Origin of the sequence: Halomonas sp. S3-1-1 (genome assembly GCF_023757625.1) — a bacterium.
Classification (GTDB): domain Bacteria; phylum Pseudomonadota; class Gammaproteobacteria; order Pseudomonadales; family Halomonadaceae; genus Vreelandella.
Window position 1 is genome coordinate 362,805 of the sequence record NZ_JALGBZ010000003.1, and the last position, 15,547, is coordinate 378,351.

Annotated in this window: 13 protein-coding genes; 9 read left to right on the forward strand and 4 right to left on the reverse strand. The window is 63.3% G+C overall.

Features of this window, described 5'->3' with window-relative positions; genetic code table 11:
• The first annotated feature begins 216 nt into the window (after positions 1-216).
• From MQW23_RS11065 to MQW23_RS11085, 5 genes are all read left to right on the forward strand, one after another.
• The gene (locus MQW23_RS11065) at positions 217-1,308 is read left to right on the forward strand and encodes a sugar phosphate isomerase/epimerase family protein (RefSeq protein ID WP_252108152.1); all 1,092 of its coding nucleotides are present in this window, start codon (positions 217-219) and stop codon (positions 1,306-1,308) included.
• Positions 1,301-2,455 carry a Gfo/Idh/MocA family protein gene (locus MQW23_RS11070; protein ID WP_252108153.1) on the forward strand — a complete coding sequence of 385 codons (1,155 nt, stop codon included), beginning with the start codon at positions 1,301-1,303 and terminating at the stop codon, positions 2,453-2,455. Before MQW23_RS11065 ends, MQW23_RS11070 begins: the two co-directional genes overlap by 8 nt.
• Complete coding sequence (locus MQW23_RS11075) at positions 2,448-3,995, forward strand: sugar ABC transporter ATP-binding protein (RefSeq protein WP_252108154.1); 1,548 nt, start codon at positions 2,448-2,450, stop codon at positions 3,993-3,995. Before MQW23_RS11070 ends, MQW23_RS11075 begins: the two co-directional genes overlap by 8 nt.
• Complete coding sequence (locus MQW23_RS11080) at positions 3,992-4,978, forward strand: ABC transporter permease (protein ID WP_252108155.1); 987 nt, start codon at positions 3,992-3,994, stop codon at positions 4,976-4,978. Before MQW23_RS11075 ends, MQW23_RS11080 begins: the two co-directional genes overlap by 4 nt.
• A gap of 77 nt (positions 4,979-5,055) precedes the next feature.
• Positions 5,056-6,024 (forward strand): substrate-binding domain-containing protein, encoded by a 969-nt coding sequence (locus tag MQW23_RS11085; protein WP_252108156.1) that lies wholly within the window; start codon positions 5,056-5,058, stop codon positions 6,022-6,024.
• A gap of 55 nt (positions 6,025-6,079) precedes the next feature.
• Here MQW23_RS11085 and MQW23_RS11090 read toward each other — a convergent pair whose 3' ends face one another.
• Positions 6,080-6,664, reverse strand: coding sequence for a nucleotidyltransferase family protein (locus tag MQW23_RS11090; protein WP_252108157.1), 585 nt, complete (start codon positions 6,662-6,664; stop codon positions 6,080-6,082).
• 15 nt (positions 6,665-6,679) lie between these two features.
• Positions 6,680-7,651: an XdhC family protein gene (locus tag MQW23_RS11095; RefSeq protein WP_252108158.1), complete on the reverse strand. Its 972-nt coding sequence runs from the start codon at positions 7,649-7,651 to the stop codon at positions 6,680-6,682.
• A gap of 186 nt (positions 7,652-7,837) precedes the next feature.
• On the opposite strand from MQW23_RS11095, the gene MQW23_RS11100 reads away from it, so the two are divergent.
• From MQW23_RS11100 to paoC, 3 genes are read left to right on the forward strand one after another with little or no spacing between them, the layout of a single operon-like run.
• Entirely contained in the window at positions 7,838-8,395 is a 558-nt protein-coding gene (locus MQW23_RS11100) for a 2Fe-2S iron-sulfur cluster-binding protein (protein ID WP_252108159.1), read from the forward strand.
• Positions 8,392-9,342: an FAD binding domain-containing protein gene (locus MQW23_RS11105; protein ID WP_252108160.1), complete on the forward strand. Its 951-nt coding sequence runs from the start codon at positions 8,392-8,394 to the stop codon at positions 9,340-9,342. The genes MQW23_RS11100 and MQW23_RS11105 overlap by 4 nt, the downstream gene beginning before the upstream one ends.
• 3 nt (positions 9,343-9,345) lie before the next feature.
• Positions 9,346-11,523: an aldehyde oxidoreductase molybdenum-binding subunit PaoC gene (gene paoC, locus MQW23_RS11110; RefSeq protein WP_252108161.1), complete on the forward strand. Its 2,178-nt coding sequence runs from the start codon at positions 9,346-9,348 to the stop codon at positions 11,521-11,523.
• Here the strand turns inward: paoC and MQW23_RS11115 are convergent.
• Both MQW23_RS11115 and MQW23_RS11120 read right to left on the reverse strand, forming a co-directional pair.
• Positions 11,520-11,876: a PaaI family thioesterase gene (locus MQW23_RS11115; protein ID WP_252108162.1), complete on the reverse strand. Its 357-nt coding sequence runs from the start codon at positions 11,874-11,876 to the stop codon at positions 11,520-11,522. The genes paoC and MQW23_RS11115 overlap by 4 nt on opposite strands.
• 174 nt (positions 11,877-12,050) lie before the next feature.
• Complete coding sequence (locus tag MQW23_RS11120; RefSeq protein ID WP_252108163.1) at positions 12,051-14,231, reverse strand: malate synthase G; 2,181 nt, start codon at positions 14,229-14,231, stop codon at positions 12,051-12,053.
• Between the two features lie 267 nt (positions 14,232-14,498).
• Between MQW23_RS11120 and MQW23_RS11125 the strand changes: the two genes are divergently transcribed.
• Positions 14,499-15,533 carry an alpha/beta hydrolase gene (locus MQW23_RS11125; protein ID WP_252108164.1) on the forward strand — a complete coding sequence of 345 codons (1,035 nt, stop codon included), beginning with the start codon at positions 14,499-14,501 and terminating at the stop codon, positions 15,531-15,533.
• Positions 15,534-15,547: the final 14 nt, after the last annotated feature.

Genomic DNA, 15,547 nt, shown 5'->3' on the forward strand with positions numbered 1-15,547 from the left:
TAAACAATTCTGGTTTTTCATAATTTATACTTTGGTCGGTGTATTTTTTGGCTTATTTTTGGCTTTTGTTTTAATAATCATGAGCTTGAAAAGGCGATTCGCCATTTAGCCAACGATGGTCCTGCTTGACCGGCACAAGCGCCTTTGTTGCAATGTAATCCATTACATTGAGTCGTCACATCTGGCGCTTATAACGACAAAAAGTCAGGAAGCCGCATGAAAACGATCAAGGGTCCCGCCCTCTTTTTAGCGCAGTACGTAAGCGACGAGCCGCCCTTCGATACGCTGGACGGTATCGCAGGCTGGGCGGCCTCCATGGGGTTCAAGGCGGTGCAGATCCCGAGTTGGGACACGCGGCTGATCGATCTGGCCAAAGCCGCTGATGATCTCGGCTACTGTAACGAGATCAAGGCGACGCTGGCGCGTCACGGTTTGCACATTAGTGAGCTCTCCTGCCACCTGCAGGGCCAACTGGTGGCGGTACATCCGGTGTACGACACGCTGTTTGACGGCTTCGCCCCCAAAGCGCTGCACGGTGACCCGGACGCTCGCCAAGCCTGGGCGGTAGAGCAACTCAAGCTTGCCGCTCGCGCCAGCGCCAATCTGGGGCTCGACGCCGTGGGCACGTTTTCCGGCGCGCTCTTGTGGCCGTTTCTTTACCCCTGGCCGCAGCGCCCGCCGGGGCTGGTCGAAGAGGGCTTTGATGAGCTCGCTCGCCGCTGGCGCCCGATTCTCGATGTTTTCGATACCGAAGGGGTGGATCTTTGCTTCGAGATTCATCCGGGGGAAGACCTGCACGATGGTGCCACCTTCGAGCGCTTTCTCGAAGCCGTCGACCATCATCCGCGCTGCCATATTCTCTACGATCCTTCGCACCTTTTGCTTCAGCAGCTCGACTATCTCGCGTTTTTGGATCGCTATCACGCGCGCATTCGCATGTTTCACGTCAAGGATGCCGAGTTTAACGCGTCGGCAAGCCAGGGCGTGTATGGAGGCTACACGTCCTGGGTCGAGCGAGCCGGGCGCTTTCGCTCGCTCGGTGACGGCCAAGTCGACTTCAAGGGCATTTTCACCAGGCTCGCCCAGTACGATTTCGAAGGCTGGGCGGTCATCGAGTGGGAGTGCGCGCTCAAGCATCCGGAGCAGGGGGCGCTGGAAGGGGCGCGGTTTGTCGCCGAACACATCATTCTCGTGACCGACCGGGCTTTCGACGACTTCGCCGATGCCAAAACCGATCAAAGCGCCAACCGGGCGCTGCTCGGCCTTGGCGACGTCCAGACCGGGAACGCAGGAGCCCGCCATGAGTGATACCACCCCCAGGCGCCTGCGCGTGGCCATGATTGGCGGTGGCCCGGGGGCGTTCATCGGCGCGGTGCACCGCTCGGCGCTGCGTCTGGATGATCGCTTCGAGCTGCTCGCCGGCGTGCTGTCGTCGAACCCCGAGCGTAATCGGCAAAGCGCCCGAGCGCTTTATATCGACCCAGCGCGCTGTTACGCCGACGTGGCCACGCTGATTGCGGCTGAAGCGGCCAAAGAAGACGGGGTCGAGGCGCTCATCATCGTGACGCCCAACCATCTGCACTTCGACGCTGCGATGGCGGGCCTCGAGGCGGGGCTTCACGTGATATGTGAAAAGCCCATGACCATGACCGCAGCCGAGGCCCTGGCGCTGAAGAAAGCGGCCGCGCAAAGTACCGGACGCTTTCTGCTGACCCACACCTATGCGGGCTACCCGATGATACAGCACGCCCGCGAGCTAGTGGCGCGCGGCGAGCTGGGCGCGCTGCGTCACGTACAGGTGGAGTACGTGCAGGAGTGGCTGAGTGAGGCCCAGGGCGACGAGAACCGCCAAGCCGCCTGGCGCACGGACCCGGCCAAGGCCGGCGCGGCGGGATGCCTGGGGGATATCGGCGTGCACGCCTTTCAGCTGGCGCAGTTCGTCAGCGGCCAGAAGATCAATAAAGTGAGCGCTTGCTTGACGACCGCGGTGCCTAAACGCCCGCTCGACGACAGCGTGCAGGCGCTGCTTCGCTTTGAATCCGGCATCAGTGGTATGCTCTGGGCCAGCCAGTGCGCCCCGGGGTTCGAAAATGAACTGAGTATTCGCGTCGTGGGCGAGAAGGCGAGTCTTGCCTGGGCCCAGGAGAGCCCCAACGAACTCTGGCTCAAGCCGCTCAACGCCCCAAGCCAACGCCTGACCCGCCGCGATGACGCGGTAAGCGAGCAGGTGGCGCGCAGCGTTCGCCTACCCGGCGGCCATCCGGAAGGCTATATCGAAAGCTTCGCCAACCTTTACCAGTGCTTTGCCGACGGCGTGCAGGCAGGCAACCCGCCGGACTGGCTTCCGGGTATCGAGGACGGCGTCGACGGCATGCGCTTCATCGAGGCGACGATCGCCTCCAGTCGAAAGGACGGCGTATGGACCGCGCTTGGCGAGGGTGAATGCGATGGCTGAGCCGCTGCTGCGCCTTGAGGGAGTCGGTAAGTCCTTTGGGCCCGTGACGGTGCTCGAGGATATCAACCTCGACATTGCCCAGGGCGAAGTGCTGGGCATTCTGGGCGAGAACGGGGCCGGTAAGTCGACGCTACTGAAAATCATCAGCGGCATTTACACCCCAAGCGCTGGGCGTATTCACATTGGTGGAAGCGCGTTCGACGCGCTGGACCCGATCAGCGCCCGACGCCTGGGCGTGGCGATGATTCCCCAGGAGTTCAACCTGGTAGCCACGCTCAAGGTGTACGAGAACGTGTTTCTGGGCCAGGAGCTTCGCCGTAGCAGTTTTTTGGACCATGCCCGTATGCGCGAGCAAACCCGCGCGCTGCTCGAGTCGCTCGACGTGCATCTGGACCCGAACCAGACCATCGAGCGCCTGAGCGTGGCGCAAAAGCAGATGGTCGAGGTAGCTCGGGTGCTGGTCAACGATGCGCGGATAGTCATCCTGGACGAGCCCACCACGGTGCTCACGAGCCACGAAACCGCGGTGCTGTTTCGCGTAGTGAAGGCGCTGGTCGACAAGGGCGTGACGGTGCTGTTCATCTCCCACAAGCTGCGCGAGGTGAAAGCGCTGTGCGACCGGCTGTTGATCCTGCGCGATGGCCGCCAGGTCGAGCACTGCGCCGTGGCCTCCATGAACGAAGAGGATATGGCGCGCAAGATGGTGGGCCGCGAGCTGGCACAAATCTTTCCCGATAAACCCACCGATGGAGCGCCCCGCGGGACGCCGGCGCTGGCCGTACGCGGGCTCTGCGTGGAGGGCGTACTGCACGATATCGATTTCGACGTGCATCGGGGCGAAATACTCGGCCTTGCCGGACTGGTCGGCGCCGGGCGCACCGAAATCGCCGAAACGATCATGGGGCTTCGCCGTAAAAGCGCCGGCGACCTTCTCATTGATGGCGAGCCGGTCACTTTCAAATCCCCCCGCGACGCCCACGCCCGCGGGCTTGCCTACCTTTCCGAAGATCGCCAAGGCAAGGGCCTGCAGCTCTCCTTTAACGTGATGCAAAACGTGACCGACCTTAGCTTGGCTCGCTACGTGCGCGGGTTGATTCGCCACGGCCTGGAGCGCAAGCGCGCCGAGGAGTATCAATCGCGGCTGTCGATCAAGGCGGCCCACTTGGCCGCTCCGGTGGGGCTTTTGAGCGGCGGCAACCAGCAAAAGGTGTATTTTGCCAAGCTGCTGGATATCGAGCCGGATATTTTACTGCTCGATGAGCCCACTCGCGGTATCGATATCAGTGCCAAACAGCAGATCTACCGCCTGATTCGCGAGCTCACCGCCCAGGGCAAGGCGGTGGTCGTGATCTCCTCCGAACTCGAGGAGATCATTGGCCTAGCCGACCGGGCGCTGGTGATTCGCCAAGGGCGGGTAGCGGCCACCCTGGAAGGCGACGACATCAACGAGGAGCGCATCATGCTCTACGCCGCGGGTGCCTGGGAGGCGGACACCGAACGCCGGGCAGATAACGCACGATCACAAGGAGCGCGTCCATGAATCCGTTACCCCAACGCACCACGCCGCTGGCCCAGCGGTTTCGGCGCCTCCCCTGGAACGCCGCGATTCTTGCGCCCCTGGCGGCGCTGATTCTTCTCTTCGTGGTCTCGTCCTTTGCCAGCGAGTACTTTCTCAATACGCGCAATCTCTCCAACGTGCTGCGCCAGGTCTCTTATACCGGTATCATCGCCATCGGCATGACCTTCGTCATCATTGCCGGCGGCATCGATCTTTCCGTGGGCTCGATGGTGGCACTGGTCGGCGTCGCAGTGCTTTACGTGCTCAATACCATCACCGACCCGCTGCAGGCGGTGATTCTCGCCATGCTCGCCGCGGTAGTGGGTGGGGCGCTGCTGGGGCTTTTCAACGGGCTATTGGTGACGCGCGGGCGTATCGCCGCCTTCGTGGTGACGCTGGCCACCATGTCGATCTTTCGCTCGCTGGCGCTCTATTTCACTGACGCCGCCGAAGTCACCACGCGCAACCCGCTGTTCTCGGAAGTGGGCGGCGGCTTCGTGCTGGGGATACCGATTCCGGTGTGGACGTTTTTTCTGCTGGCGATCGTCTCGCACGTGCTGCTGTTTCACACCGCTTTTGGTCGCCACGTGTGCGCCGTCGGTGCCAACGCTCAGGTGGCGCGCTACTCGGGCATTCGCGTCGAGCGGGTGGTGCTTTCGGCATTCTTGATCGCCGGGGTGTGCGTGGGGCTGTCTGCCATCATGCTGACCTCGCGGCTCAACTCGGTGAGTCCGAGCGACGCGGGCTATTTCTACGAACTCGATGCGATCGCGGCGGTGGTGATCGGCGGCACGGCGCTTTCGGGTGGGCGCGGCACCGTGTGGGGCACGGTGATCGGCGCTTTGATTCTGGGCATTATCAACAACATGCTGAACCTGACCGGCGTTTCGCCTTACCTTCAAGGGCTGGTCAAAGGCGCGGTGATCCTGCTGGCGGTGCTGTTGCAGTACAAGCGCACGCCCTAGATCAGTCCCGACCTGGGCCGGTTTACAACGAGCAAGGCGGTGTCTTGCTCACTTCGCACGCAGACGGGGTTATAACAATGAAACTGACACGCGTACTACAGAAGACGGCGCTGGCAACGGCGCTGATGGGCACCGCGCTCGGCGCCAGCGCCCAAGAGTACCACATCGGGGTGACCGTGCCCGCCGCCGAGCACGGCTGGACCGCCGGGCTTTCGTGGTGGGCCCAGCAGGCCACCGAAGAGCTTACCGAAAAGCATCCGGACGTGAGCTTCACCGTGCTTTCCGCCAACTCTGGTACCGCTCAGGTCGCCAATGTCGAGGATCTAATGATCCGCGATTTGGACGCGCTGGTGATTCTGCCCTACAACCCTGCCACGCTGCAGTCGGTGATTAGTGAGGCGTACGAGGAAGGTATTTACACCGTCGTGGTAGACCGTGAACTCGAAACCCCGGCACAGAACGTCTTCATCGCCGGCGACAACCCGGGCCTTGGCGAGCAGGCCGCGCGCTACATCGCCGAAGAGCTGGGCGGCGAAGGCAACCTGCTGGTGCTGGAAGGCCCGCCGATTCCGATCAACAGCCAGCGGGTCGATGCCTTCAACCAGGTGATGGAGAACTACCCGGACATTAACATTCTGGCCTCCCAGAACACCGACTGGAACGCCCAACAGGCGCTGAGCGTGACCGAGGACCTTTTAGGCAGTAACCCGGAGGTCGACGCTATCTGGGCCGGCGATGACGACGTATTGATCGCCGCGATACAGGCCATCGAAGAGAACAACCGCGACGATATCCAGCTCGTGGTGGGCGGCGGCGGCTCCCAGCGGGTGATCGAGATGATTCGCAGCGACCATCCGATCGTGAAGGGTACCGTGACCTACCCGCCGAGCATGATTGCCTCGGCGATCGCGCTGGCCGTACACGGAGTGAAGGGCGAGCGCCTGGGCGACATGTACCACGGCGTGCCGTCGCGCATGATTCTCGCCGCGGACCTGATCACCGCCGACAACGTCGAAGAGTACTATGAGCCCGATGCCGCCTATTGATCGCGGTTAATGCTCGATCAGCGCCCCGTTCGCCTTCGCGGACGGGGCGTGTGCGTCATGCGCGGGGCAAATCTGCCGGGCGGTCGATGTCCATCGCAACGCCGGCATCATCGACCGGCAGGATCCGGTGATGCGCCGCGTTGGCCTTTAGCACGGCCTTTGCGCCGTCACCCCCGGTGAGTCGGGCCAGCGCCGGCCAGAAGTCGCGACCGAATAGCACCGGGTGGCCCGGTCTCTCCTCAATGCTGGGAGAGACGATGATGTTTGGGGCGCTCATGTCCATCAGCGCGGTAAAGGTGCCGCGCTGGATGTAGGGCATATCGCCGAGCAGCACGGCGGCGGCTTGAATGTCCGAGATGGACGCATCCTCGAGCAGCGTGCCGAACGCCTCGCCGATACTGGCCCCCAGCCCGTGTCGGGCGCCTTTCACGCGAATCAGCGCGCACTCCTCGATTCCGGTGGGGGAATCCTCCTTGCGCACCACCACCCGCAGGCTCGAAAACGTGCCTCGGGCGTTGGCCAGGCTTGCGATCAGCAGCGAGCGGCCGTCACCGAGCACCGCTTCGCGTTTGTCCGCCGCGCCGAAGCGCCGCGAATAGCCCGCCGCCATCACCAGCGCAATGATCTTGTCTCGCTGCACGTTAAGGCTCCTTAATCAAAGCGCATCAATGGCTTTCCCGTGCTGCACGCGCACGATATCCGCCATCACCGCCAGCGCGATCTCGGCAGGCGTCTTGCTGCCAAGCGCCAGCCCAATGGGCATGTGGATTCGCGCGATCTGTGCGTCGCTCAAACCGCCGGAGCGCGCCAGCCGCTCGGCGCGGGCCTGAGAAGTGCGCTGTGATCCCATCACGCCGATGTAGAACGCTTGGGTGCGCACCGCTTCCATCATCGCCAAGTCGTCGATGCGCGGGTCGTGGGTGAGCGCCACCACCGCGGTGGCACCGTGGCAGGTCTGGCTCGAGATGTAGGCCGAGGGCAGGGTGGTTTTGACTTCGGCGCCGGGCACGTTGAGGGCCTGGCAGGCGGCGTCATTCGGGTCGCAGACGATCACTTCGAAACCCAGCGTGACGGCGAACGCCGCGCACGGCGCGGTAATCGGCGAGATACCCGCGATCACCAGCCGGTGCGCCGGCGAGACGCGCAGGTGGAGCGTGTCGCCCTCTCTTTGCACGCGGGGTCCGGTGGGCGGGGCCGGGCAAAAATCGCGTTTGCCGCTTTGGCTATCGACACGGCGAATCAGCGGCTCGCGGCCCTTGAGCGCTTGCAGCACTCTTTCCAAGTGCGCGCGAGTATCGGGCGTTGGCGGCAGGCGCTCGATGAGCACGTCCAGCGCCCCGCCGCAGGGCAGCGCCACGTTGGGCACGGCGCCCGCGCCATCGCCGTAGCGGGTCAGGGTAATCGGCGCCTCGAAAGCGCCGTGGGCCAGGCGTTCGAGAAAATCCTCTTCCACGCAGCCGCCAGAAAGCGAGCCCACGTGCTCGCCGCGCCCGTTCGCGCACAGCCAGGACCCCGGCGCCCGGGGGGAGGAGCCGAAGGTGTCGAGCACCGTGCAAAGCCATATCGTCTCGCCTTCATCGCACCACGCAAGCGTTTGCTCGATGACCTTCAGATCCAGATGTTGCATGAAATAACGCGTTCCTCGTGAAGCGGCGCCGGGCCGCGCGGGTGGGAGTCTTCAGTGTAGCGTAGACCAGTCGATGAGCCTTGATATGGGTTATCGGATGCGTTGGGCCGAGCGCGCCGATTGTGACTATGCTTAACCGGTCATGACCGTGACCCGGCATCGGAACATAATTAAAGGCAATGAAAAATGACCTCTACGACGACGTTCGAGAAGCCACGCGCGAGCGCCCAAACGCGCTCAAACGTTGCTTTGAGCATCAACGGCCAGCGCTACGAGCTAACGCTTGATAACCGCACCACGCTGCTGGACGCCCTGCGCGAGCATTTGAACCTCACCGGTTCCAAGAAAGGCTGCGACCACGGCCAGTGCGGCGCGTGTACGGTTAACATCAATGGCGAGCGGGTGAACGCCTGTTTGACGCTCGCCGTCATGCATGAAGATGACGAGATTACCACCATCGAAGGCGTCGGCGACGTCGAACATCTGGACCCGATGCAGCAGGCGTTCATCGACAACGACGCCTTCCAGTGCGGCTACTGCACACCGGGCCAGATCTGCTCGGCGAAGGCCACACTCGATGAGATTCGCGCCGGGATTCCGAGCCACGTGACCCAGGAGCTGACCGGTCCGATCGAGGTGAGCGACGAGGAGATTCGCGAGCGCATGTCCGGCAATCTCTGCCGCTGCGGCGCCTACGCCAACATTCTCAAGGCCATCAAACAGGTAGCGGAGGAGCGCGCATGAAAGCCTTTTCCTTCGAGCGCATCGACGATGCCGCAAAGGCCGCGGCGCGCGCTTTCGAGCTGCCCGGCAGCAAGTTCATCGCCGGCGGCACCAACCTGCTGGATCTGATGAAGCACGAAATCGAAGTGCCGCCGCACCTGATCGACATCACCCACGCGGGCCTCGATGAGATCACCGCTACCGACGAGGGTGGGCTTAGAATCGGTGCGATGGTGAGCAACACCGCCCTCGGCGCGGATGAGCGTATCAAGCGCGACTATCCGGTGCTTAGCCGCGCGCTCTTCGCCGGCGCCTCCAGCCAGCTGCGTAACAAGGCCTCGACCGGCGGCAACGTTCTGCAGCGCACGCGCTGCCCGTATTTTTTCGACACAAAGATGCCCTGCAACAAGCGCGAGCCCGGGGCCGGCTGCGCCGCCCTGGATGAAGGGGCCGACACTCGCCAGCTCGGCGTGATCGGCACCTCCGAGCACTGCATTGCCACCCACCCGTCGGACATGGCGGTGGCGCTTCGCGTGCTCGACGCCGAGGTGGAAACCATCGACCCCGAGGGCCAGACCCGGCGGCTCACCCTCGACGAGTTCTATCAACTTCCCGGCGACACGCCGGAGGTGGAGAACGCGCTCACGCCCGGCGAGATCATCACCGGCGTGGTGCTGCCGGCCCCGGTCGGCGGCAAGCAGCGCTACTTCAAGGTACGCGACCGCGCGTCTTATGCTTTCGCGCTGGTCTCGGTGGCGCTGATCGAGCTGGAAAACGGCGAAGGGTGCGTGGCGCTCGGCGGCGTGGCGCCCAAACCCTGGCGGCGCGCTGAAGCCGACGCCGAGCTTGCCAACGGCGCGAGCGCGGTGATGCAGAAGCTTTTAGACGGCGCCCGCCCCACCGACGATAACGCCTACAAATTGACGCTTGCCGAACGCACGCTGGCGGCTCTGCTGGCCAAGGAGTGATGTATGGATTTTAACCAATCAGTCGACGAGAACCTGTTCGACCGTGCGCGCATCATCGGCAAGCCTCATAAGCGTATCGACGGCGCGCTGAAAGTCACCGGCACTGCGCCCTACGCCTACGAGCGCAACGACGTGGTGGAGAACCACCTGGTGGGCTACCCACTGGGCGCGAGTATCGCCAAGGGGCGCATTACCCGCATGGACGCCACGGCGGCGCGTAACGCCGAAGGGGTGGCGGCGGTGATCACTGCGCTCGACATCGACGAGCTGCCCCGCCCGGCCAGCAACGACGCCAAGCTGTTCGGCGGCGATATCGTCGAGCACTACCATCAGGCGATCGCCGTGGTGGTGGCGGATACCCTCGAGCAGGCCCGGTCGGCGACCTCGCTGATCGAGGTGGAGTACGAAGCGATCCCGGGCACCTTCGACCTGGATGACGCCTGGAAGCGGCTTCAGGATCGTGACGTGATCTCGGAAGTGGGCGATGTGGACGCCGCGTTCGAGCGCGCGGAGGTCACGATGGACGAAACCTACCACACCGCCTCGCAGAGCCACGCGATGATGGAGCCTCACGCGACCATCGCCGATTGGTGTGACGGCAAGAACTTGACGCTCTGGACCTCGAACCAGATGATCGAGTGGTCCCGTCAGGGGCTGTCTAAAATCTTCGGCATCGATGCCGACACCATTCGCCTGGAGAGCCCTTTCGTCGGCGGCGGCTTCGGCGGCAAGCTCTGGGTGCGCGCCGACGCGGTGCTGGCCGCGCTCGCCTCGCGGGAGACCAAACGCCCGGTGAAGGTGGCGCTGCCGCGCCCGTTCATTTTCAACAACGCCACCCACCGCTCCGGCACCGTCCAGCGCCTGCGCATCGCCGCGAACAAGGACGGCCGCATCACCGCCTTCGATCACTCGGCGATCTCCCACACCCTGCCCGGCGGCAGCGGCGAGGACGCGGTGAACCAAACGCGCTGCTTTTACGCCGGCGAAAGCCGCCGCACCGCGCACCACGCCATCGACATGAACCTGCCGGAATCCGCCGACATGCGCGCCCCCGGCGAGGCCTCGGGGCTGGCCGCCTTGGAAATCGCCATGGACGAGATGGCCGATAAGCTCGGCATCGACCCGGTAGAATTTCGCATTCTCAACGACACCCAAGTCAATCCGGAAGAGCCGCAAAAGCGCTATAGCGACCGCCACTTCGTCGAGTGCCTGCAAAAAGGCGCCGAGGCGTTTGGCTGGAGCGAACGCAACCAGACGCCGGGTAGCCGGCGCGAAGGGCAGTGGCTGATCGGCCAGGGCGTGGCCGGCGCCTACCGCGGTGCGATCACCATGGACTCCGGCGCCCGGGTGCGCCTAAGCCAAGGCAAACTGGTCGTCGAAACCGACATGACCGATATCGGTACCGGCTCCTACACCATCCTCGCGCAAACCGTGGCGGAAACCATGGGCGTCACGATGGACGAGGTAGAGGTACGCCTAGGCAACAGCGCTTACCCGGTGTCGTCCGGCTCCGGCGGCCAGTTCGGCGCGGCCAGCTCCACGGCGGGTGTCTACGCGGCGTGCCTGGCGCTTCAGACCGAAATCGGCAAGCGTTTGAGCGTCGAGTCACCGCGTTTCGAGAACGGCCGCGTGCTGGCAGGCGACCAGGACGTTGGGCTTTTCGAGATCGAAGGCGACGAACTCGTCGGCGAGGATACGCTGCACTTTGGCGACTTCCAGGACGAGATGGAGCTGGGTACCTTCGGCGCGCACTTCGTCGAAGTGGCGGTCAACGCCTATACCGGCGAGACGCGCCTTCGCCGCATGCTGTCGGTATGTGACGCCGGGCGCATTCTCAACCCGACCACCGCGCGCAGCCAGGTGCTCGGCGGCATGACCATGTCGATCGGTGCGGCGCTTTCGGAAAGCCTCAATATCGATACGACCCGCGGCTTTTTCACCAACCACGACCTGGCGGGCTACGAGATCGCGGTACACGCGGATATCCCGGAACAGGAGGTGATCTTCCTTGATACGCTGGACGGCGCCGCAACGCCGCTCAAGGCCAAAGGGGTGGGCGAACTCGGCATCTGCGGCGGCGCGGCGGCGGTGGCGAATGCCATGTACAACGCCACCGGTATCCGCCTGCGCGACTATCCGCTGACGCTGGATCGCATGCTCGACCGGCTGCCCGCGATCTAATCCTTGATCGGTAGGGCATAACTTGCGACGACGTGTGCCACCGGGCGCGCGTCGTCGCTTGCTGAATACACCTGCACTTCTCCCACGCCCATGCGTCGGCCGATCTTGATCAGCCGGGCATGGGCCACGATGTCGTGATCGCCGGAGGCGGCGCGTAGAAAGTGGCAGTTCAGATCGCTGGTCACCGCCATCGGCTCCGGGCCGATCTGGCCCAGGATCGCCACGTACAGCGCCACGTCGGCAAAGCCCATCATCGTCGGCCCGCTCACCCGAGGGCCGGGGCGCAGATGCTCGTTGCGTATCTCCAAGCGCATCGTCGCGCACATCTCGCCGACGCTCTCTACCCGGCCCATGCGCTGCGGAAACACCTCGTCCAGAAAGCGCTAGATCTCTTCGACGGTCATGACGGTCATTGTTGTTGTCTCCGTTGTTGGGTGCAGGATGCGTTCAAAGATGCCACAAAAAAGCCCCGGGCACTTGCCCGAGGCTCTCATCACTTATGCCACTAAAGGCACGATTTACGTCGTCTAGTGCGCTTTTTTCTTATGCACCTGGCGCCACTCGTGCAGCAGCGGCTCAGTATAGCCCGACGGCTGTTCGCGGCCCTTGAAGATCAGGTCCGAGGCCGCCTTGAAGGCGGTGGAGTCGTCGAAGTGGCTGCTCATGGCGGTGTAGCTCGGGTCGCCTGCGTTCTGCTCGTCGACCACTTTTGCCATGCGCTCCAGCGTCTCTTTTACTCGCGCCTCGTCGACAATGCCGTGGTGCAGCCAGTTGGCGATGTGCTGGCTGGAGATACGCAGCGTCGCGCGGTCTTCCATCAGGCCGACATCGTGAATGTCCGGCACCTTGGAGCAGCCCACGCCGTGCTCGACCCAGCGCACCACGTAACCGAGGATGCCTTGGCAGTTGTTGTCGAGCTCCTGCTGGATCTCCTCGTCAGACCAATTGGTGTTTTCGGCGACTGGCACGGTAAGCAGGTCACCCAGCAGATCGGATTCGCCGGCGCTTTGCATCTCGCGCTGAACGTCGGCCACCTTCACCTGATGGTAGTGCAGCGCGTGCAGCGTGGCTGCCGTGGGTGAGGGCACCCAAGCGGTGTTGGCGCCGGCTTTCGGATGGCCGATTTTCTGCTCGAGCATGGCGTGCATCAGATCCGGCATGGCCCACATGCCCTTGCCGATCTGGGCGCGGCCGCGCAGGCCACACGCCAGGCCCACCTCTACGTTGTTCTTCTCGTAGGCGGTGATCCACTTGGCCGACTTCATGTCGCCCTTGCGTACCATCGGGCCCGCTTCCATGGCGGTATGCATCTCGTCGCCGGTGCGGTCGAGGAAGCCGGTGTTGATGAACACCACGCGCGAGGTCGCCTCATTGATGCACGCTTTCAGGTTGACCGTCGTGCGGCGCTCTTCGTCCATGATGCCCATTTTCAGGGTATCGCGGCTCATGCCGAGAATATCTTCGACGCGGGTGAAGAGTTCGTTGGCAAACGCCACTTCTTTGGGGCCGTGCATCTTCGGCTTGACGATGTAGACGGAGCCGGCGCGGGAGTTGCGCGGCTGGTCGGCGTCCTTTTTCAGGTCATACAGCGCGATCAGCGAGGTCATCACAGCGTCGAGGATGCCTTCCGGCAGCTCATTGCCATTTTCATCGAGAATCGCCGGCGTGGTCATCAGGTGGCCCACGTTGCGCACGAACATCAGCGAACGGCCGGGCACGGTGACGCTGCCACCTTCGGTGGTTTTCCAGGTGCGGTCGGCATTGAGTTTGCGCGTGGTGGTCTTGCCACCTTTCTCGATCTTCTCTTCCAGATCGCCGCGCATCAGGCCCAGCCAGTTGCCGTAGACGCCGACCTTGTCCTCGGCGTCCACCGCGGCCACGGAGTCTTCGCAGTCCATGATGGTGGTCAGCGCCGCCTCGACGACGACATCCTTCACACCCGCCGGATCACGCTTGCCGATGGCGTCGTTGGCGTCGATCTGGATCTCGAGGTGCAGGTCGTTATTAGAGAGCAGAATTGAGCTCGGCGCGCTTTCGTCGCCATCGAAGCCGATCAGCTTGCCCGGGTCTTTTAGGCCGGTTTCGCGACCGCCGGCCAAGCGCACCACCAGGTGGCCGTCGCGCAGGGTGTAGCTTTCGGCATCCGCGTGAGAGCCAGTGGCCAAGGGTGCGGCGCGGTCCAGCACGCCGCGGGCGTAGGCCACGACCTTGTCGCCGCGCTTGGGGTTGAAGCTCGTGCCTCTTTCGGCGCCGTCTTCCTCGGAGATGACGTCGGTGCCGTAGAGCGCGTCGTAAAGACTTCCCCAACGGGCGTTGGCGGCGTTAAGCGCGTAGCGGGCGTTGCTGACCGGCACCACGAGCTGTGGGCCTGCCTGAACGGCGACTTCACGGTCGACGTTGGCCGTTGTCACGTTGACAGTGGCCGGCGCGTCGACCAGGTAGCCTTGCTCTTTCAAAAAGCGCTGGTAGGCGGCCATGTCGGTCACCGCACCCGGGTGCTCCTTGTGCCAGCCGTCGAGGGCTTGTTGAAGCGTTTCGCGCTCTTCAAGCAGGCGCTGGTTTTTCGGGGTAAGATCATGGAACAGGGCATCGACGCCGGACCAGAAAGCATCTTCATCGACACCGGACCCCGGCAGAGCCTGTTCGGTGATGAAGCGGTCCAGTTCAGCCGCCACTTGTAAACGGTGACGCGTAATACGTTCGCTCATGGGGTCTCTCCTTTGAAAGTGCCCGTGGGGATGAAAGATGGCCACGGCCAGTATCGACATAACGTCAGGTCAATAATTTCAGAACGAAATAGTTCAAGAACGATAATGTCAGGGCAATGATTTCAAGACAGCTATTTATGGAAAATAGTTCCATAAACGCTTTGGCATGTAAACAGCGTAGACGCGAAAGCGCGGCCGTGCTCGACTAAATGATAATAAGGCGCGCGCCGGTCATGGCGGCATCATGATCGCTCAGGGAGAAAGGCCATGCATGAGTTCGACCAGCTATCCGCGGTGTTCCACCAGGCACCCGGCGCTCCGGCGCTTCACTACCTGGCTTTTGGCTCACCGCTGACCCGCGCGGTCCAGGGCTACTTTCATCACTACCGTTTGAACGAGCTTTTCGAGAGTACGCCGTCGGTCTACGCTGGGTTCATCGATACCGGCCGCTTCAATCTCTGGTGTCAGGTGTGGAGCCCCATGGCGCCAAGGGGCACGGTCTTCGTGGTGCACGGCTATTTCGATCACCTGGGGCTTTATCGTCACCTGCTCGAAAGCCTTTTGGCGAACGGCTGGCTGGTCGTGCTGTGGGATCTGCCCGGCCATGGGCTCTCCAGCGGTCCCCGGGCAGAGATCGACGAGTTCGACGACTACCAGCACTGTTTTAGCCACGTCAAACAGACCCTGGACGCAGCGGATTTGGCCCCGGCGCCCTGGATCGGCATCGGTCAGAGCACCGGCGCGGCGATTCTGGCCACCGACGCGCTGGAGTACCGCGAGGCGGCGCGCTGGGCGGCCATCATACTGCTGGCGCCACTGGTGCGCCCCTGGCGCTGGGGCCAGGCCAGCTGGATGCACCTCATCGCCAGCCCCTTCGTCAAGGAGCTGCCGCGCAAGTACCGGCCGAACTCGACCGACGAAGCCTTCACTACCTTTTTGCGCGAGCACGACCCGCTGCAGCCCGAACGCCTGAGCGTGGTCTGGGTGTCCGCCATGCGCCGCTGGATTCCTAAAGTGCTGGCCTTCGAGCCGCTCGCCTTGCCCACGCTGATTCTGCAGGGCGAGCAGGACACCACGGTAGATTGGGAGCGCAACCTCGATATATTGACTGAGAAGCTGCCCGAGGCGACGGTGTTTCGCCACTCGGAGGCGAAACACCACCTGGTGAATGAGTCCGTCGCCATTCGCAAGGCGCTTTTCGAACGGCTCGAAGCGTTTCTCGACGAGGTGGAGGCAGGGCCTGACAGCGTCGACGAGACCGCCGTAGCGCCCCACGCGCTGACGCCATCGACTGGCTTGTAAGCAGAGGCGCCGCC

Bases quoted from the DNA above. Each gene is read 5' to 3' on its own strand.
- MQW23_RS11085 (WP_252108156.1), top strand. From the start codon at position 5,056: ATGAAACTGACACGCGTACTACAGAAGACGGCGCTGGCAACGGCGCTG.
- MQW23_RS11125 (WP_252108164.1), top strand. From the start codon at position 14,499: ATGCATGAGTTCGACCAGCTATCCGCGGTGTTCCACCAGGCACCCGGC.
- MQW23_RS11120 (WP_252108163.1), bottom strand. From the start codon at position 14,231: ATGAGCGAACGTATTACGCGTCACCGTTTACAAGTGGCGGCTGAACTG.
- MQW23_RS11115 (WP_252108162.1), bottom strand. From the start codon at position 11,876: ATGGGCCGGGTAGAGAGCGTCGGCGAGATGTGCGCGACGATGCGCTTG.
- MQW23_RS11070 (WP_252108153.1), top strand. From the start codon at position 1,301: ATGAGTGATACCACCCCCAGGCGCCTGCGCGTGGCCATGATTGGCGGT.
- MQW23_RS11065 (WP_252108152.1), top strand. From the start codon at position 217: ATGAAAACGATCAAGGGTCCCGCCCTCTTTTTAGCGCAGTACGTAAGC.
- MQW23_RS11100 (WP_252108159.1), top strand. From the start codon at position 7,838: ATGACCTCTACGACGACGTTCGAGAAGCCACGCGCGAGCGCCCAAACG.
- paoC (WP_252108161.1), top strand. From the start codon at position 9,346: ATGGATTTTAACCAATCAGTCGACGAGAACCTGTTCGACCGTGCGCGC.
- MQW23_RS11105 (WP_252108160.1), top strand. From the start codon at position 8,392: ATGAAAGCCTTTTCCTTCGAGCGCATCGACGATGCCGCAAAGGCCGCG.
- MQW23_RS11095 (WP_252108158.1), bottom strand. From the start codon at position 7,651: ATGCAACATCTGGATCTGAAGGTCATCGAGCAAACGCTTGCGTGGTGC.
- MQW23_RS11080 (WP_252108155.1), top strand. From the start codon at position 3,992: ATGAATCCGTTACCCCAACGCACCACGCCGCTGGCCCAGCGGTTTCGG.
- MQW23_RS11075 (WP_252108154.1), top strand. From the start codon at position 2,448: ATGGCTGAGCCGCTGCTGCGCCTTGAGGGAGTCGGTAAGTCCTTTGGG.